Origin of the sequence: Variovorax sp. CF313 (assembly GCF_000282635.1) — a bacterium.
GTDB lineage: Bacteria > Pseudomonadota > Gammaproteobacteria > Burkholderiales > Burkholderiaceae_C > Variovorax.
Window position 1 is genome coordinate 1 of sequence record NZ_AKIW01000003.1, and the last position, 15,268, is coordinate 15,268.

The following is a 15,268-nucleotide window of genomic DNA, read 5'->3' on the forward strand; positions in this document are numbered from 1 at the left end:
GCCGTGAGGGTTTTCTTCATTCAGGGTTCTCCAGTTTCAGCGGCTCTTCATCGAGCAGCCGGCACGCATCGTCTCGCTCAAATTCGGAGGAATTTGGTGGACGCCTCCTGCTTTGCACGGACTGTTGTTTGCCTGCACACCACCGCAGGAAACACCTCGCACAAGAAGTCTCCCCAAAGCCGCGCGATGCTCGGTGGCCGAAGGAGTCCTCCATGGCCATTGCCTTGCAAAGCACCATCGCCACCTCGCTGGGCGTGCAGCAACTCGCCAGCGCATTCAGCCCCGCCTTTTCCTACCTGCGCGTTCCTCGCAACCTCATCATCCCGATGCCCGAAGGGCACGCGGCTGCAGGAGCGCGCGCGAGGTGAAAGATCCCGCATGGCGCGAAAAAATCTGCCAGGCCGCCGGCACCGAAACCGTGCCGGCGTGGACGGCCACAAACGCCATGGGGTTGCAGTAAGGCAAAGACCCCGAGCACCCCGGGGCAGCCGGAGAAAAGTCCCAAATTTCTCCGACATTGGCAAGGACCATGCGGCGATGCACTTACCGAAGTCCCTCGCAGCGGCATCCGCGCTGCTCGCCTCGCTCGCAGCCTCTCCCGCCTGGGCCGTCGAACCGTTCACCGTCAAGGACATCCGCCTCGAAGGCCTGCAGCGCGTCGAACCCGGCACCGTCTTCGCCACCATGGGCCTGCGCCCCGGCGACACCTACAGCGACGAACGCGGCAGCGCCGCCATCCGCGAGCTTTTCAAGCTCGGCCTCTTCAAGGACGTGCGCATCGACGTCAACGGCAGCGTGCTGGTGGTGATCGTGGAAGAACGCCCCTCGATCGCCGACGTCGACTTCGTGGGCGCCAAGGAGTTCGACAAGGCCGCGCTGCAGAAGGCGCTGCGCGAGGTGGGCCTCGCCGAAGGCCAGGCCTACGACAAGGCACTGGCCGACCGCGCCGAGCAGGAGCTCAAGCGGCAGTACATCAGCCGCAGCCTCTACAACGCGCAGGTCGTCACCACCGTCACGCCGCTGGAGAACAATCGCGTGAACCTGACCTTCACGGTGACCGAAGGCGATTCCGCACGCATCAAGGAAGTGCACGTGGTCGGCAACAAGGCCTTCAGCGAAAGTACGCTGCTCGACCTGTTCGACCAGGACAGCGGCGGCTGGCTCGCCTGGTACACCAAGTCGAACCAGTACTCACGCACCAAGTTCAACGGCGACCTCGAGACGCTGCGCTCGTACTACATCACGCGCGGCTACCTGGAGTTCCGCATCGAGTCGACGCAGGTCGCCATCTCGCCCGACCGCCAGGCGCTCACCCTCACGATCAACATCACCGAAGGCGAGAAGTTCGTGGTGGCCGGCGTGAAGCTCTCGGGCGACTACATGGGCCACGAGGACGAGTTCAAGACGCTGGTGACGATCCGTCCCGGCACACCCTACAACGGGGAGGACGTGGCCGCCACCACCAAGGCCTTCACCGACTACTTCGGCACCTTCGGCTACGCCTTCGCGCGCGTGAGGGCCGAGCCCGAGATCGACCGTACGAACAATCGCGTCACGCTGGTGCTGAAGGCCGAGGCCTCGCGGCGCGCGTACGTGCGCCGCATCAACATCGGCGGCAACGCCCGCACGCGCGACGAGGTGATCCGCCGCGAGTTCCGCCAGTACGAAGGCGCCTGGTACGACGGCAACAAGATCCGCGCCTCGCGCGACCGCATCGACCGCCTGGGCTTCTTCACCGAGGTGAACGTCGACACCATCGACGTACCCGGCTCGCCCGATCAGGTCGACCTGGCAGTGAACGTGACCGAGAAGCCGACCGGCTCGCTGCAGCTGGGCGCGGGCTACTCGTCCACCGACAAGGTCTCGCTGAGCTTCGGGATCACGCAGGAGAACGTGTTCGGCAGCGGCAACTACCTGGGGTTGAACGTGAACACGAGCTCGTACAACCGCACCGTCTCGCTGACGGCGACGGACCCGTACTTCACCAAGGACGGCATCTCGCGCACGATCAACGTGTTCCACACCACCACGCGGCCGTACTACGAGGCCGACGGCAACTACAAGCTCGCGAGTGACGGCGGCTCCGTGCGCTTCGGCTTACCGGTGGGCGAGCAGGACACGGTGTACCTCGGCATCGGCGTGGAGCGCTATTCGTTCACGCCCGGCACCAACGGCACCTACACGCTGGTCAATGGCTCGTACGTGTACACCGCCACGCCGCAGGCCTACCTCGACTATTTCAAGTGCACGGGCACCGTGCCGAGCGTGACCTGCGCCAATTCGAGCGTGCTGGGCATCCCGGCCACGCTGGGCTGGTCGCGCGACGACCGCGACAGCGCGCTGGTGCCCACGCGCGGCAAGCTGCAGAGCGCCAACCTCGAAATGGGCGTGGGCAGCGAGCTGCGCTACCTGAAGACCAACTACCAGTACCAGCAGTACTTCCCGCTTTCGAAGCAGTACACGCTGGCCATCAACGGCCAGCTAGGCTATGCGCGCGCACTGGGAAGCAGCACCTACCCCATCTTCAAGAACTTCTATGCCGGCGGGCTCGGCTCGATCCGCGGCTTCGAACAGAACTCGCTCGGCCCGACCGACGCGGTCACGGGCGGTTCGATCGGCGGCACGCGCAAGGCGATCTTCAACATGGAGTTCAGTACACCGTTCCCCGGCGCGGGCAACGACCGCACGCTGCGGCTCTACACCTTCCTCGACGCGGGCAACGTGTTCGCCGATCGCACGGCCAGCATGACGGACGCGCAGTGGAAGGCGCAGAACCGCATCCGCGCATCGACCGGCATCGGCATCAGCTGGATCTCGCCGCTGGGCCCGCTGCGGCTGGCCTATGCGGTGCCGCTGCTCTACCAGAAGGCCGACACCGCCAACGGCATCGCGGCCGACCGCACGCAGCGCTTCCAGTTCCAGATCGGAACCTCCTTCTGAGCGCCAGGGTCCAGAGCATGAGCCGCATCCTGCTGGTGGAAGACGGGCGCGACAGCGCGCCGCTGCTGCTGGGCCACCTGCAGGGCGCGGGCCATGAGGTCGAGCAGATCGAAGACGGCGCAGCGGCGCTGGAGCGCATCCTGAGCGCGCGGTCGACGGGCACATCAAGAACCTGAGCAGGAAGCTCGCGGAAGCCGTGCCGTCGCACGACTGGATCCGCTCGGCCTATGGCGTGGGCTTCTGCTTCGCGGAACGGCCGGCCTGAGGCGGCGCGCCGTCGCGACTCCGCGTGCGCATGTGGCTGGCGAGGCTCAGCCTATGGCGCGCGGCGGCACCATCGCGCGGATGCGCTCGGAGCCTTCCAGAGCGCGGGCGCGACGGGTGCTGAGGGCCGCGTGGCGCCTTCTTCCGCCCAGAACACGAGCAGCGTCCATGCGAGGGCTCATGGGCCGCATCGTGCAGCTCGATCCGGGAGAAATGTGGGAGAACATCTCTCCCAATTTCCTCCACATTCGGCCCCGAGGATCACCCGCTTGCCCATGAAGCCCCCCAACGCCTGCCCGCAGTGCATGCCGCAGAATGCGGCCATGCCTTCCCCGAGCCCATGCCTCACCTGACCCTTTCCAGAAAGATCTTCCTGGCGCTGGCCGCCTTGTTGATCGTGCTGCTGATCAGCTTCGCGGGCCTGTCGATCATTGCGCTGCAGCGCGGCCTGGGCTCCTACGTGGCCGAAATCGAGATCCGGCGCATGGACTGGCTCTCGCAGCTGCTGCTGAAGCACTACGTCGCCAATGGCGACTGGAAGAGCCTGCACGACAACGACGACGCCTGGCGCCGCCTGCAGATGGGCCGGCTGGCCGCCGTGCTCGACGGCGCCGCGGGCAACGGCAACGCAGACGAGCGGCGGTTGCCCCCCTGGTACGAACACCGCGCCATGCGCGGCGATGCCCCGCCCGACAACGGCGCCGACGGCAGCCCGCCGCCCCTGCCGCCCCCGCAGCAACTCGAACTGTTGCCGCGCCGGGGGCCGGCCATGCCGCCGCCATGGCCCTTCCCAGATCTGCGCGAGATGCCGGACTCCATCTTCCAGCGGCTGGCCGTGCTCGACGCGCACGGCGCGCGCGTGGTAGGCGCCAACGTCGATCTGGAAAACGCCGCGCGCACGCCGATCCGGCGCGACCGGACAGTCATCGGCTACCTCGCGCTCACGCCGATGCGGGGCCTCGAAAGCGAAGCCGACCGCGCCTTCGTCGCGCGGCAGTCGGGCGTGATCGTGCTCACCGGCCTGTGCGGCCTCGGCTTCGCGCTGATGCTGTCGTGGTTGCTGGCGCGCCGCTGGTTCAGGCCCATCGACGAGCTCACGCTGGCCGCGCAGGACCTGGCGCGCGGGCGGCTGTCCACCCGCGTCGCGGTGCACGGTTCGGACGAGCTGGCGCTGCTCGGGCGGACTTTCAACGATATGGCGCAGCGCCTCGACACGGTGGAAGCCTCGCGCCGCGCCTGGCTGGCCGACGCGGCGCACGAGCTGCGCACGCCGCTGGCGGCCATGCGTGCTGAGATCGAGGCGCTGCAGGACGGCGTGCGCACCTTCGACGAACGCACCGCGCTGCGGCTGCACCGGCAGGTGATCCGCCTCGGCCAGCTGGTCGACGACCTGCGCAGCAGCATGCGTGAACCGCAGAGCGACCTGCTCACCACCACGGTGTTTCCGCTGTCGCTGCTGAAGGAGGCGCTCGACCACACGCGCGACCGCTTCGCCAGGCGCGCCATCGCGGTGGACCGGCGCGCCATCGACCTCATCGGCGCCTCCGCGCAGCCGACCATCGACGGCGACGCGCACCGGCTGCACCAGGTCTTCATGAACCTGCTGGAGAACACGCTGGCCTACACCAACGACGGCGGCACGCTGCGCATCGGCGTCACGGTCGAAGGCGCATGGACCGGCAACTGCCTCACCCTGCTGTTCGACGACAGCGCGCCCGGCGTGCCCGAGGCCGAGCTGCCGCGCCTGTTCGACCGCCTGTTCCGCGGCGAGAGCTCACGCAGCCGCGAACACGGCGGCTCGGGACTCGGCCTCTCGATCTGCCGCGCGACCATCGAGGCGCACGGCGGCACCATCGACGCATCGGCCTCGCCGCTCGGCGGGCTGCGCGTGACCATCACACTTCCATTGGCGGCATCGTCATGACACGCATCGTCATCGTCGAAGACGAAATCGACATCGCCTCGGTGGTGCAGGACTACCTGCGCCACGCGGGCTACGAAACCGAACACTTCACCGACGGGCACAGCGCGTTGGAAAGCATCGTCGCAGCGCCGCCCGACCTCACGCTGCTCGACATCATGCTGCCGCGGCTCGACGGCATCGAGGTGCTTCGCCGTGCGCGCGAGCACACGGCGCACCCGATCATCATGCTGACCGCGCGCATCGAAGAGGTCGACCGGCTGCTGGGCCTGGAGCTGGGCGCCGACGACTACGTGTGCAAGCCTTTCTCGCCGCGCGAACTGGTGGCGCGCGTGCGCGCCGTGCTGCGGCGCACCGCACCGGGCCTGCAGGGCCCGGCGTCGCAGAGCGAGGCACCGGGGCTGGTGCTCGACGACGTGCACTGGCGCGCGTCGCTCGAAGGCACGCCGCTGAATCTCACACGGCGCGAATTCGGGCTGCTGCAGGTGCTGTCACGGCATCCGGGGCGCATCTTCTCGCGCGCCCGCCTGCTGGAGCTGGCCTACGACGACACGGTGGACGTGACGGAACGCGCCATCGACAGCCACGTGAAGAACCTGCGCCGCAAGCTCGGCGCAGTAACGCCCGAATACGACTGGATCCGGTCGGTGTACGGCGTCGGCTTCGCGTGGGAGGCACAGGCCGACGCCGCGCGGTGAGCGCCTTTCGCGCTCCTCCTCTTCTTACTGGTAGGCCGCCAGCTCCTGCTTCGCAATGGCGTTGCGGTGCACCTCGTCGGGGCCGTCGGCCACGCGCAGGTGGCGCTCGTACGCGTAGAAGTGGGTGAGCAGCGTGTCCTGGCTCAGGCCCATCGCGCCGAAGGCCTGCATCGCCCAGTCGATCACCTTCGCGCAGTTGTTGGGCGTGAGCACCTTGATCATCGCGATCTCCTTTGCGGCGACTTTGTTGCCCACGGTGTCCATGCGGTAGGCGGCGTTGAGCACCATCCAGCGCGACTGCTCGATGAGCATTCGCGATTCGGCAATGCGCTCGCGCCACACGCCCTGCTCCGACAGCGGCTTGTGGAAGGCGGTGCGCGACACCAGGCGCCGGCACATCATCTCGAGCGCGGACTCGGCCATGCCGATGGCGCGCATGCAATGGTGGATGCGCCCGGGGCCGAGGCGGCCCTGCGCGATCTCGAAGCCGCGGCCTTCGCCGAGCAGGATGTTCTCGACCGGCACGCGCACGTTCTCGAACACGATCTCGGGGTGGCCGAACGGCGGGTCGTACATGCCGAGCAGCTGCATGTCGCGCACGATGGTGATGCCCGGCGTGTTCTTCGGCACGAGGATCATCGACTGCTGCCTGTGGCGGTCGGCGTTGTCGGGGTCGGTCTTGCCCATCAGAATGAAGATCTCGCAGCGCTCGTTCATCGCGCCGGTGATGTACCACTTGCGTCCGTTGATGACGTACTCGTTGCCTTCGCGCCGGATGCTGCAGCGGATGTTGGTGGCGTCGCTCGATGCGACTTCAGGCTCGGTCATCGCGAACGACGAGCGGATCTCGCCCGCGAGCAGCGGCGTGAGCCAGCGCTCCTGCTGCGCCTTGGTGCCGTAGCGGGCCAGCACTTCCATGTTGCCGGTGTCGGGCGCGGAGCAGTTGAAGATTTCCGCGCACCAGTAGCGCCGTCCCATGATCTCGCACAGCGGGGCGTACTCGACGTTGGTGAGGCCGGGGCCGTGCTCGGCCTCGGGCAGGAACAGGTTCCACAGCCCGCGCTCGCGCGCTTTGGCCTTGAGGCCGGCCATCATCGGCAGCTCGGCGTATGCCCGCCCGGAGCGGGCGTTGGCGGCCAGCTCTTCCTCGCGGCGTTTCTCGTTCGGGTAGACGAACTCGTCCATGAACTTGAGCAGCTCGTCGCGCAGCGCGATCGCCCGGGGGGTGAATTCGAAATGCATGGTGCGTCCTTCAACAGTCGATGTGCATTGAAGGTACGCGGCGCATGGTGTTTCGCACGGTCGTTCATGCGACAGCCAAGGGCCTGTGCTGTCGCCTTCGCAGCAGCCGCCGGCGCGACAATGTGCGCATGACCGCCAGCACCTCCGACGCCACGCCCCGCCCCGCTTCGCCGCGCCCCGTGCGCACGGCCGCCACCCTCATCGTCCTGCGCGACGGCAGCCACGGGCTCGAGGTGCTGATGCTGCGGCGGGCCGAGAAGGCCGACGACCAGAACAGCGGTGCCAGCGTGTTTCCGGGCGGCGTGATCGACGCGCACGACCGCAGCCTGCACGGGCACTGCGGCGGCCTGGACGACAGCGCCGCGAGCGAACGCCTCGCGGTGCCGCAGGGCGGCCTCGACTACTACGCGGCCGCGATCCGCGAATGCTTCGAGGAAGCCGGCGTGCTGTTCGCGGCCGACGGCACGGGCCGGCTGGTGGCGCTCGACAAGCTGCCGCCCGCGCAACTCGCCGCCATGCGCGACGAAGCGGAGCAAGGCACCGACGCGCTGATTTCGCTGTGCGACCGGCACGGCTGGCAGCTCGCGGCCGACCGGCTCGCCTACTTCACCCACTGGCTCACGCCGCCGGGTATGCCGCGCCGCTTCGACACCCGCTTCTTTCTCGCGCCAATGCCCGAGGCGCAGAGCGTGCGGCCCGACGGGCGCGAGACGGTCGAGCACATGTGGCTGCGGCCGGCCGAGGCCGTGGCGCCCGCGCGCGGGCTCAAGCTGATGAACGTGACGCGCCGCATCCTCGAACAGCTCGCGCATTTCGCAAGCACGGCCGAACTCATGGCCCATGCGCGCGGCCTGACGCACATCCCGCGCATCATGCCGCGGCTGGCGGACGGTCCCGCGGGCCGACGGCCGGTGAACATGGAAGAGCCGGCGTACGAGGAAATCGGGCACGTCGATCCGGACGGCAAGGGCGGCGGCCGCTATGCGCACGAGGCCGGACTGGTGATGCGGCTGTCGGCGCGGGTCTTGCGGGTCACGGGCGAGGCCGATGCATCGGGCGCGCTGGCGCACAGCTATTTCGTGGGCGTCGCGGGCGGCGATTGCGCACTGGTCGACGCGCTGCCCGCGAGCCCCGGGCATCTCGCGGCCCTCGTCGCGGCGGCACCTGGCCGGGTGAGATGGCTCCTGTCGACGCAGGCAACGACCGAAGAAGAGAAGCAGGCCTTGCGCGAGGCCTGGCCCGATGCATCTATCGCATCGCCCGCACCGGGCGAGCAGATCGATCTCGGCGATGCCACGTTGCGCGTGCTGCCCGGCACCGGCAGCGCGCCGACCTGCCAGTTCCTGCAGGTCGAAGACCGGATGCTGCTCGCGGGCCTCGACGCCGGCCCCGCAGCCGACGACGGCCAGGCCAGGTGGATCGCTCTGCGCCACGGCTTCCTGCGCAGCCGGCCCACCCCCTAGCGGCGGAGTGCCACATGGCGGTGGCATGCATCGTGCAAGATCGACCCCATGCTTCCCCTGTCTCCCGACGCGCTGCGCCAGCGGCTGCGGTCCTTCGCTTCCCGCGCGCAGCCCGTGCGCATTCTTCTCACCCTCGGCAGCCTCATGGCGGGCTGCGCCTGGACTGGCCATCCCGATGCGGTGATCCCGCTGTTCCTCGGCGCCATCGCCAGCGCGCTCGCCGAGACCGATGACAGCTGGCGCGGCCGGCTGCGCGCGCAGGTGGTCACGCTGGGCTGCTTCGCCGCCATCGCGTTCGCGGTCGAGGCGGCGTTCGGCCTGCCGCTGCTGTTCATCGCCGGGCTGGCGCTCGCGGCCTTCTGCCTCACGATGCTCGGTGCGGTGGGAGCGCGCTACAAGGCGATCGCGTACGCGACGCTGATCCTCGCGATGTACGCCACGCTCGGCATCGAGAACCTGGGCGCGCACGGCGTGGTGCAGCGCGGGCGCGAGCCTTTGCTGCTGCTGGCCGGCGCGGCCTGGTACGGCGTGTTCTCGGTGCTGTGGTGCGCGGCCTTTCCGGCGCAGCCGGTGCAGGCGCGGCTGGTGACGCTGTTCACGGTGCTGGGCAGCTTCGTGCGCTTCAAGGCCTCGCTGTTCGAGCCGCTGCGCGGCATCGACATCGAGCGCAAGCGGCTCGCGCTCGCGCAGCTCAATGCCGAGGTGGTGGCGGAGCTCAACGCCGCGAAGGAAAGCATCTTCCTGCGCATCGGCGCGCGCGCGCCGACCGGCCGGCTCTCGCGCTACCGCGGGCTCTACCTGATCGCGCAGGACGTGCACGAGCGCGCCAGCTCCTCGCACGACGACTACAACGCGCTGGCCGATGCCTTCTTCCACAGCGACCTGCTCTACCGCTGCCAGCGCGTGCTGGGCCTGCAGGGGCTGGCCTGCCAGCGGCTGGCCGATTCGATCGCGCGGCGCGAACCCTTCGAGGTCGCTCCGGAGACCGTGCAGGCGCTGGCCGACCTGCGCAGCGCCATCGAGCACGAGCGTGCGCGGGCCGACACGCCCGCGAGGCTTGCGCTGCTGGCGTCGGTCGAGGCGCTGGCGCGCAACCTCGCGCTGCTCGACGGCCAGCTCACGGGTGCCAGCCAGCCGTCGGCGCGCGCGGGCCGCACCGAGATGGGCCTGTTCGACCGCTCGCCGCGCTCGTGGCGCGATGCGGTCGAGCGCGTGCGGCGGCAGCTCACCGTGCGCTCTCCGCTCTTTCGCCACGCGCTGCGGCTGTCGATCGCGCTGGTTGCGGGCTACGGGGTGATGCGCGCCATCCACCCGGCGCAGGGCTACTGGATCCTGCTGACCACGCTGTTCGTCTGCCAGCAGACCTACGGCGACACCATTTCGCGCATGGGGCAGCGCATCGCCGGCACCGCGCTCGGCGTGGTGGCCGGATGGGCGCTGCTGCAGCTGTTTCCGCAGCCGCTGGTGCAGTCGGTGATCGCGGTGGCTGCCGGCGTGCTGTTCTTCGCGACCCGCGCCACGCGCTATCTGCTGGCCACCGCATCGATGACGCTGCTGGTGCTGATGTGCTTCAACCAGGTCGGCGACAGCGGCGTGCTGCTGGTGCCGCGGCTGGTCGACACCGCCATCGGCAGCGCGATCGCCGGGCTGGCCGTGCTGCTGGTGCTGCCGCACTGGCAGGCGCGGCGCATCAATGAACTGGCCGCAGCCGCGATGCGCGGCCATGCCGGCTACCTGCGGCAGATCGTCAGCCAGTACCGCACCGGCGCGCGCGACCACCTCGACTACCGGCTGGCGCGGCGCAACGACCACAACGCGGACGCGGCGCTGTCCACGGCGGTGTCGGACATGTTCCGCGAGCCGGGCTATGTGCGGCCGCGCGCGGGGGTGGCGCTGCGCTTCCTGATCCGCTCGCACACGCTGCTGAGCTACCTCTCGGCCCTGGGCGCCCACCGCGCGGCGCTGCCCGACTCGGCGCAGATGGCACTGCTGCAAACGGCGGCGGAAGGAGCTATCGCGGCGCTCGAAGGGCTGGCGGCCGGGCTGGAAAAGGGCCTGATCGAGGCGCCGGGCGATGCCGCCGCGGAGCCTGCCGCGCGGGCCGCACTGGCGCAGGCCGTCGCCACCAGCAACGACCCGCAGGCGCGAACCCTTCACACCGAACTCGGCCTGATCTGGCTGCAGATCGACGCCCTGCGCACCCACGCACGCGAATGGCTGCAGTCCGAAGGCAGCGAAACCACGGCCGCGCCAGCCTGACGAACATCCATGCGATCCGGTCGGTTGAAACCCCCGTGGCGAGCGCCGCAAACCGCGGCAGGTAAAATTGCCCCTACATGTCCCGCTGGTTTGCCGCTGCTGTCCTCTCCATCATGTTGTCCTGCTACGGCTTTGCCGTGCTTGCGCACAGCATGATCGGTGCCGGCCATTCGCACGGCGAGTCGCAGGCCGCCACGCTGGTCGTGGCGCTCTCCGACGCTCCGGCAGGGGCTGCCGATGAGGCCTCGGACGATGCCCTTTCCCTCGACGAGGCCGGCTCCGAACACGCCGAACTGGTCAACGCGCGCAACGACGCTCCCGCACTGCTGCGCTTCACGGAACAGCCGCCAAAGCTCGGCCTGACCACCACCGTCTCGCCGTTCCTCGCGCGACCCAAGCGGCCACCCCGGGCCGCTGCCTTCGTCGCCTAGGCCCCCAAAGCCTGCGCGACCGGGAGCCGCCATGGCTCCCGCCCTTGCGATCCGGGGCCGCCCCATGCGGTACCCGCATCGCGGCAACGACACCTCTCATTTTCAGGCCCTGCGCCGCCACTGCACGCGCCATTTGCGCGCAGCCGGCACAGGTCCGGCTTCAAGGAATCCACACAATGAACAACAGCCCTATCGCCCATCACGACAGCATCGATCTGCCCCTCGCATCGCCGCAGGAGCGCAACCGCGTCCTGCGCAACACCTACTGGCTGCTCGCGCTGTCGATGGTGCCCACCGTGCTCGGCGCCTGGATCGGCGTTGCCACCGGCTTGTCGCGCGCCATGTCGCCGGGCATCGGCCTGATGGTGTTCCTCGGCGGCGCCTTCGGCTTCATGTACGCCATCGAGAGGACCAAGGAATCGGCCGCCGGCGTGCCGGTGCTGCTGGCCTTCACATTCTTCATGGGACTGATGCTGTCGCGCCTTGTCGGCGCGGTGCTCGGCCTGGCCAACGGCGCGAGCCTGGTGATGACGGCGTTCGCTGGCACCGGCGCGATCTTCTTCGGCATGGCCACGCTGTCGTCGGTCATCAAGCGCGACCTGTCTTCCATGGGCAAGTGGCTCTTCATCGGCGCGATCGGGCTGCTGGTGGCGGGCATCGCCAACTTCTTCATCCAGTCGAGCGCGCTGATGATGACGCTGTCGGTCCTGGCCATCGGCATCTTCTCGGCCTTCATCCTGCACGACCTCAAGCGCGTGAAGGACGGCCTGGAAACCAACTACATCTCCGCCACGCTGGGTGTGTATCTCAGCATCTACAACGTCTTCCAGTCGCTGCTGGCCCTGCTGGGCATCGCCGGCGGCCGCGACGAGTAATCCCCCGAAAAGGAGAACTGACATGCGCCTCACCACCAAGGGCCGCTTCGCGGTCACCGCGATGATCGACATCGCTCTGCACGGCCGTTCGGGCCCCGTCACGCTGGCCTCGATCAGCCTGCGCCAGCGCGTGTCGCTGTCCTACCTGGAGCTGCTGTTCGGCAAGCTGCGCCGCGCCGGGCTCGTCGAATCGACCCGCGGCCCGGGCGGCGGGTACTCTCTGAGCCGCAAGGCGGCGGAGATTTCCGTGGCCGACATCGTCCTCTCGATCGAGGAACACGATGCGGAATCCTCCCGCCGGCGCAATGCCGACGCGCCGGGCGAGGCCGGCCGCTGCGAAATCGACGAGCTCTGGGCCACCGTGAACCTGCGGGCGGTCGAGTTCCTCAGGTCGATCTCGCTGCAAAGCCTGGTCGACGAGCAGAAGGCCAAGGGCGTGCAGGCCGCGGCACGCAGCGACAGCCGGCGCACGCCGTCCGGCCAGCCGTCCACGCGCAAGCCTTTTGTCGTCGACGCGCCGAACTCGGTGTTCGCACTGGGACGGCGCCAGCAAGGCGCCAGCTGACGGCGTCGCGGCGGCTTCCCCGTTCAGCGCTCTTCGGCAGCTGGCAAACGCCGCGGCAGGCCCGGCAGGGTCCATCCGAAGGTCATGCCCGCCGCTGCGATCAAAATGGCCGCCGCGCCCACCAGCTGCAGCGCGCCCAGCCGCTGGCCGAAGGCGACGTAGTCGACGCCAATGGCCACCAGCGGATAGATGAACGACAGCGCGCCCGCCACCGGCGTCGAGAGCTTCTGCAGCGCGCCGTACAGCAGCACGAACACCAACCCCGTGTAGACCACGCCCATCGTCAGGTGCACGCCCCAGGTGGCGGCGTCGGCGGGCAGCGTCTTCAGGTGCGCGAAGGGCGCGAGCAGCACGATGCCCACGCAGACCTGGATCAGTGCGATGAGGTGCGGCGCGATGCCGTCGAGCTTCTTCGCGACGATGGCGGCCACCGCGTAGCAGAAGGCCGCGCCCAGCGCCATGAGCACGCCGACCAAGTAAGAGGAACCGTCGGCACCACCGCCGGACTTGGCCTGCGCCACCAGCACCACGCCGGCGAACGCGATGCACAGCCAGATGGCCTTCATCGCGGTCAGCCGCTCCGACAGCAGCAGCGCGCCGAGCGCGACCAGCATGAAGGGCTGCGTGTTGTAGACCGCCGTGGCGATCGAGATCGACGCATGCGAGAAGGCCGCGAAGATCAGCACCCAGTTGACGACCAGCGCCACGCCGCCGAGTGCGGCCAGAGCAAAGCTGCGCAGCGTCAGGCCGCGCCGCAGCAGGCCCAGCGCGAGGCACACGACCAGCAGCGTCGCCGCGCCGAACACGCAGCGCCAGAACAGCAGGTCGGGCAATGGCTGGCCCGAGCGCACGACGAACCATCCGATGGTTCCGGAAATCACCATGGCCACGCTCATCTCCAGCGCGCCGCGCAACTGCGTCTGCATGTCTCGGTTCCGAACGATAGAAAGAAGGAGCAAGCGTGCCACGTCCCGCGCGGATTGGATATGCTTTTAATAAGGAAACAGTTGCCAGCTGCCTTTGAAAAAAAGCCGCCAAGGCCCATTCGTCACCGGAGATCGGAAATGCTCGACGCAACAGACGGGCACGGCACCCGCATTCCATAAAACCAAGGAGACGCTCATGATCACTTCCCGTCGCGGCCTGCTGGCCGGTTCCGCTGCCATGGCCACGGGCGCCATTGCCGGTTGCGCGCTACCCGCCGGGGCCGGCCGCGCGGCGGCAACGCCGTTCGACATCGCCGCATCGACCATCCCGATCGTCGGCAGCGAGCAGGTCTTTCCGGTGCGCCGCATCTACTGCATCGGCCGCAACTACGAGGCGCATGCGCGCGAGATGGGTTCGGACCCGAGCCGCGAGCCACCCTTCTTCTTCCAGAAACCGGCCGACGCGATCCAGGTCGTGACGCCGGGCGTGGTGGCCGACCACCCCTACCCCACGCTCACGAAGAACTACCACTACGAAGTGGAGCTGGTGGTGGCGCTGGGCAAGGGCGGGCGCAACATCCCGGCGAGCTCGGCGCTGGACCACGTGTACGGCTATTCGCTCGGCCTCGACATGACGCGCCGCGACCTGCAGCGCGAGATGGGCGACCAGAAGAAACCCTGGGAAATCGGCAAGAGCTTCGACCACTCGGCGCCCGTCGGCCCGATCCACCCGGTGGCGAAGGTCGGGCACTTCACCGATGGCGCGATCTGGCTCAAGGTGAACGGGCAGACGAAGCAGAACGCCACGCTCAGGCACATGATCTGGTCGGTGGCCGAGCAGATCAGCCGGCTGTCGCAAGCCTTCGAGCTGAAGCCGGGCGACATCATCTACTCGGGCACGCCGGAGAACGTCGGGCCGGTGGTGCGCGGCGACCTGATCGAGATCCACATCGACCGGCTGCCGGAGCTGTCGGTGCGGATCGTCTGAGGGCTGCGGGAGAGGTGCCGGCGCGGGAGCCGCGGGACCATTTTTCCTGCCGGATCGATGCGGATCATCGGGGCTCCCGCATCTCCCGAGCCGCCATGTCCCAGCCTCCGCAAGCCACCTGAGCGGCGACTGGCCGCATGGACCGCGCCGCGCGGCTCCCTGAAGCACGCGGCCGCCATCGAGCGGCGCCGTCCAATTTTTCTCCTGTTTTGAAGCTCACGATACCGGCCATGAACAGTCCCCGGCATCGCAGCTCGAACGACGCATCGCACGCGCTGCGCTTCAGCAGCCTGCCGGCGTGGGCGCATGCAAATGGCCATCCCCCGGAGCTCGAGATGCAATCACGATGGAGAAAGACGCGACCCGCCTTCGGCGCCATGCCGCAGCTCGGCAGAGCCTTCCGGACATCGTGTCTCGTGGGCCTGGTGGCCTTCGGCGCGCTGGCGCTCGGCATCTTCGTGGCCGCCGGTGAGACGTGTGCCGCGCACGAAGCCGGCACCCCGGGCAACTACGGCCGATCGACCCTCGCGCCGATCATGGCCACCGGCAACGAGGCGCCGCGCATTCCTTGATGCCGCCTCGCGAGTGCTCCAGCAGCACGCGCTGCCCTTGCATCTATCGACCGCTCACCGCGCCGCGTTCCCAAGCACGATGCAGCCGGTCAAGCTGCAAGCCATCAGCACGCTCGCAAAGAGT

General features: G+C 68.7%; 14 protein-coding genes and 1 pseudogene. 13 read left to right on the forward strand and 2 right to left on the reverse strand.

From position 1 onward, the window contains the following. Positions 1–212: 212 nt before the first annotated feature. From PMI12_RS28565 to PMI12_RS00840, 6 genes and pseudogenes are all read left to right on the forward strand, one after another. Positions 213–368 (forward strand): hypothetical protein, encoded by a 156-nt coding sequence (locus PMI12_RS28565; RefSeq protein WP_007828016.1) that lies wholly within the window; start codon positions 213–215, stop codon positions 366–368. Positions 369–537: 169 nt separating this feature from the next. Beyond that, positions 538–2,940 carry an outer membrane protein assembly factor BamA gene (gene bamA, locus PMI12_RS00830; protein ID WP_007828019.1) on the forward strand — a complete coding sequence of 801 codons (2,403 nt, stop codon included), beginning with the start codon at positions 538–540 and terminating at the stop codon, positions 2,938–2,940. Positions 2,941–2,957: 17 nt separating this feature from the next. Beyond that, the gene (locus PMI12_RS28475; RefSeq protein WP_007828021.1) at positions 2,958–3,116 is read left to right on the forward strand and encodes a response regulator transcription factor; all 159 of its coding nucleotides are present in this window, start codon (positions 2,958–2,960) and stop codon (positions 3,114–3,116) included. After that, positions 3,083–3,205 (forward strand): annotated as a pseudogene (locus PMI12_RS29280) (response regulator); the annotation flags it as partial. The gene PMI12_RS28475 and the pseudogene PMI12_RS29280, both read left to right, overlap by 34 nt. A 339-nt stretch (positions 3,206–3,544) precedes the next feature. Beyond that, positions 3,545–5,128: an ATP-binding protein gene (locus PMI12_RS00835; protein ID WP_007828024.1), complete on the forward strand. Its 1,584-nt coding sequence runs from the start codon at positions 3,545–3,547 to the stop codon at positions 5,126–5,128. After that, positions 5,125–5,823, forward strand: coding sequence for a response regulator (locus PMI12_RS00840; RefSeq protein WP_007828026.1), 699 nt, complete (start codon positions 5,125–5,127; stop codon positions 5,821–5,823). Before PMI12_RS00835 ends, PMI12_RS00840 begins: the two co-directional genes overlap by 4 nt. A gap of 24 nt (positions 5,824–5,847) precedes the next feature. On the opposite strand, the gene PMI12_RS00845 is transcribed toward PMI12_RS00840, so the two are convergent. Next, positions 5,848–7,065, reverse strand: a complete 1,218-nt coding sequence (locus tag PMI12_RS00845; protein ID WP_007828028.1) for an acyl-CoA dehydrogenase family protein — start codon at positions 7,063–7,065, stop codon at positions 5,848–5,850. 128 nt (positions 7,066–7,193) lie between these two features. On the opposite strand from PMI12_RS00845, the gene PMI12_RS00850 reads away from it, so the two are divergent. From PMI12_RS00850 to PMI12_RS00870, 5 genes are all read left to right on the forward strand, one after another. Beyond that, the gene (locus tag PMI12_RS00850; RefSeq protein ID WP_042672579.1) at positions 7,194–8,528 is read left to right on the forward strand and encodes an NUDIX hydrolase; all 1,335 of its coding nucleotides are present in this window, start codon (positions 7,194–7,196) and stop codon (positions 8,526–8,528) included. A gap of 48 nt (positions 8,529–8,576) precedes the next feature. Continuing rightward, the gene (yccS, locus tag PMI12_RS00855; RefSeq protein ID WP_007828032.1) at positions 8,577–10,787 is read left to right on the forward strand and encodes a YccS family putative transporter; all 2,211 of its coding nucleotides are present in this window, start codon (positions 8,577–8,579) and stop codon (positions 10,785–10,787) included. 77 nt (positions 10,788–10,864) lie between these two features. Then, positions 10,865–11,218 (forward strand): hypothetical protein, encoded by a 354-nt coding sequence (locus PMI12_RS00860; protein ID WP_237726025.1) that lies wholly within the window; start codon positions 10,865–10,867, stop codon positions 11,216–11,218. Positions 11,219–11,394: 176 nt separating this feature from the next. Continuing rightward, positions 11,395–12,093: a Bax inhibitor-1/YccA family protein gene (locus tag PMI12_RS00865; RefSeq protein WP_007828036.1), complete on the forward strand. Its 699-nt coding sequence runs from the start codon at positions 11,395–11,397 to the stop codon at positions 12,091–12,093. A 22-nt stretch (positions 12,094–12,115) separates the two neighbouring features. After that, positions 12,116–12,658: an Rrf2 family transcriptional regulator gene (locus PMI12_RS00870; RefSeq protein WP_007828037.1), complete on the forward strand. Its 543-nt coding sequence runs from the start codon at positions 12,116–12,118 to the stop codon at positions 12,656–12,658. Between the two features lie 23 nt (positions 12,659–12,681). Here PMI12_RS00870 and PMI12_RS00875 read toward each other — a convergent pair whose 3' ends face one another. After that, positions 12,682–13,584: a DMT family transporter gene (locus PMI12_RS00875; protein ID WP_007828038.1), complete on the reverse strand. Its 903-nt coding sequence runs from the start codon at positions 13,582–13,584 to the stop codon at positions 12,682–12,684. A gap of 196 nt (positions 13,585–13,780) precedes the next feature. Between PMI12_RS00875 and PMI12_RS00880 the strand changes: the two genes are divergently transcribed. Beyond that, positions 13,781–14,572, forward strand: coding sequence for a fumarylacetoacetate hydrolase family protein (locus PMI12_RS00880; protein WP_007828039.1), 792 nt, complete (start codon positions 13,781–13,783; stop codon positions 14,570–14,572). A gap of 230 nt (positions 14,573–14,802) precedes the next feature. Continuing rightward, the gene (locus tag PMI12_RS00885) at positions 14,803–15,144 is read left to right on the forward strand and encodes a hypothetical protein (RefSeq protein ID WP_042672577.1); all 342 of its coding nucleotides are present in this window, start codon (positions 14,803–14,805) and stop codon (positions 15,142–15,144) included. The last annotated feature ends 124 nt before the right edge of the window (positions 15,145–15,268 follow it).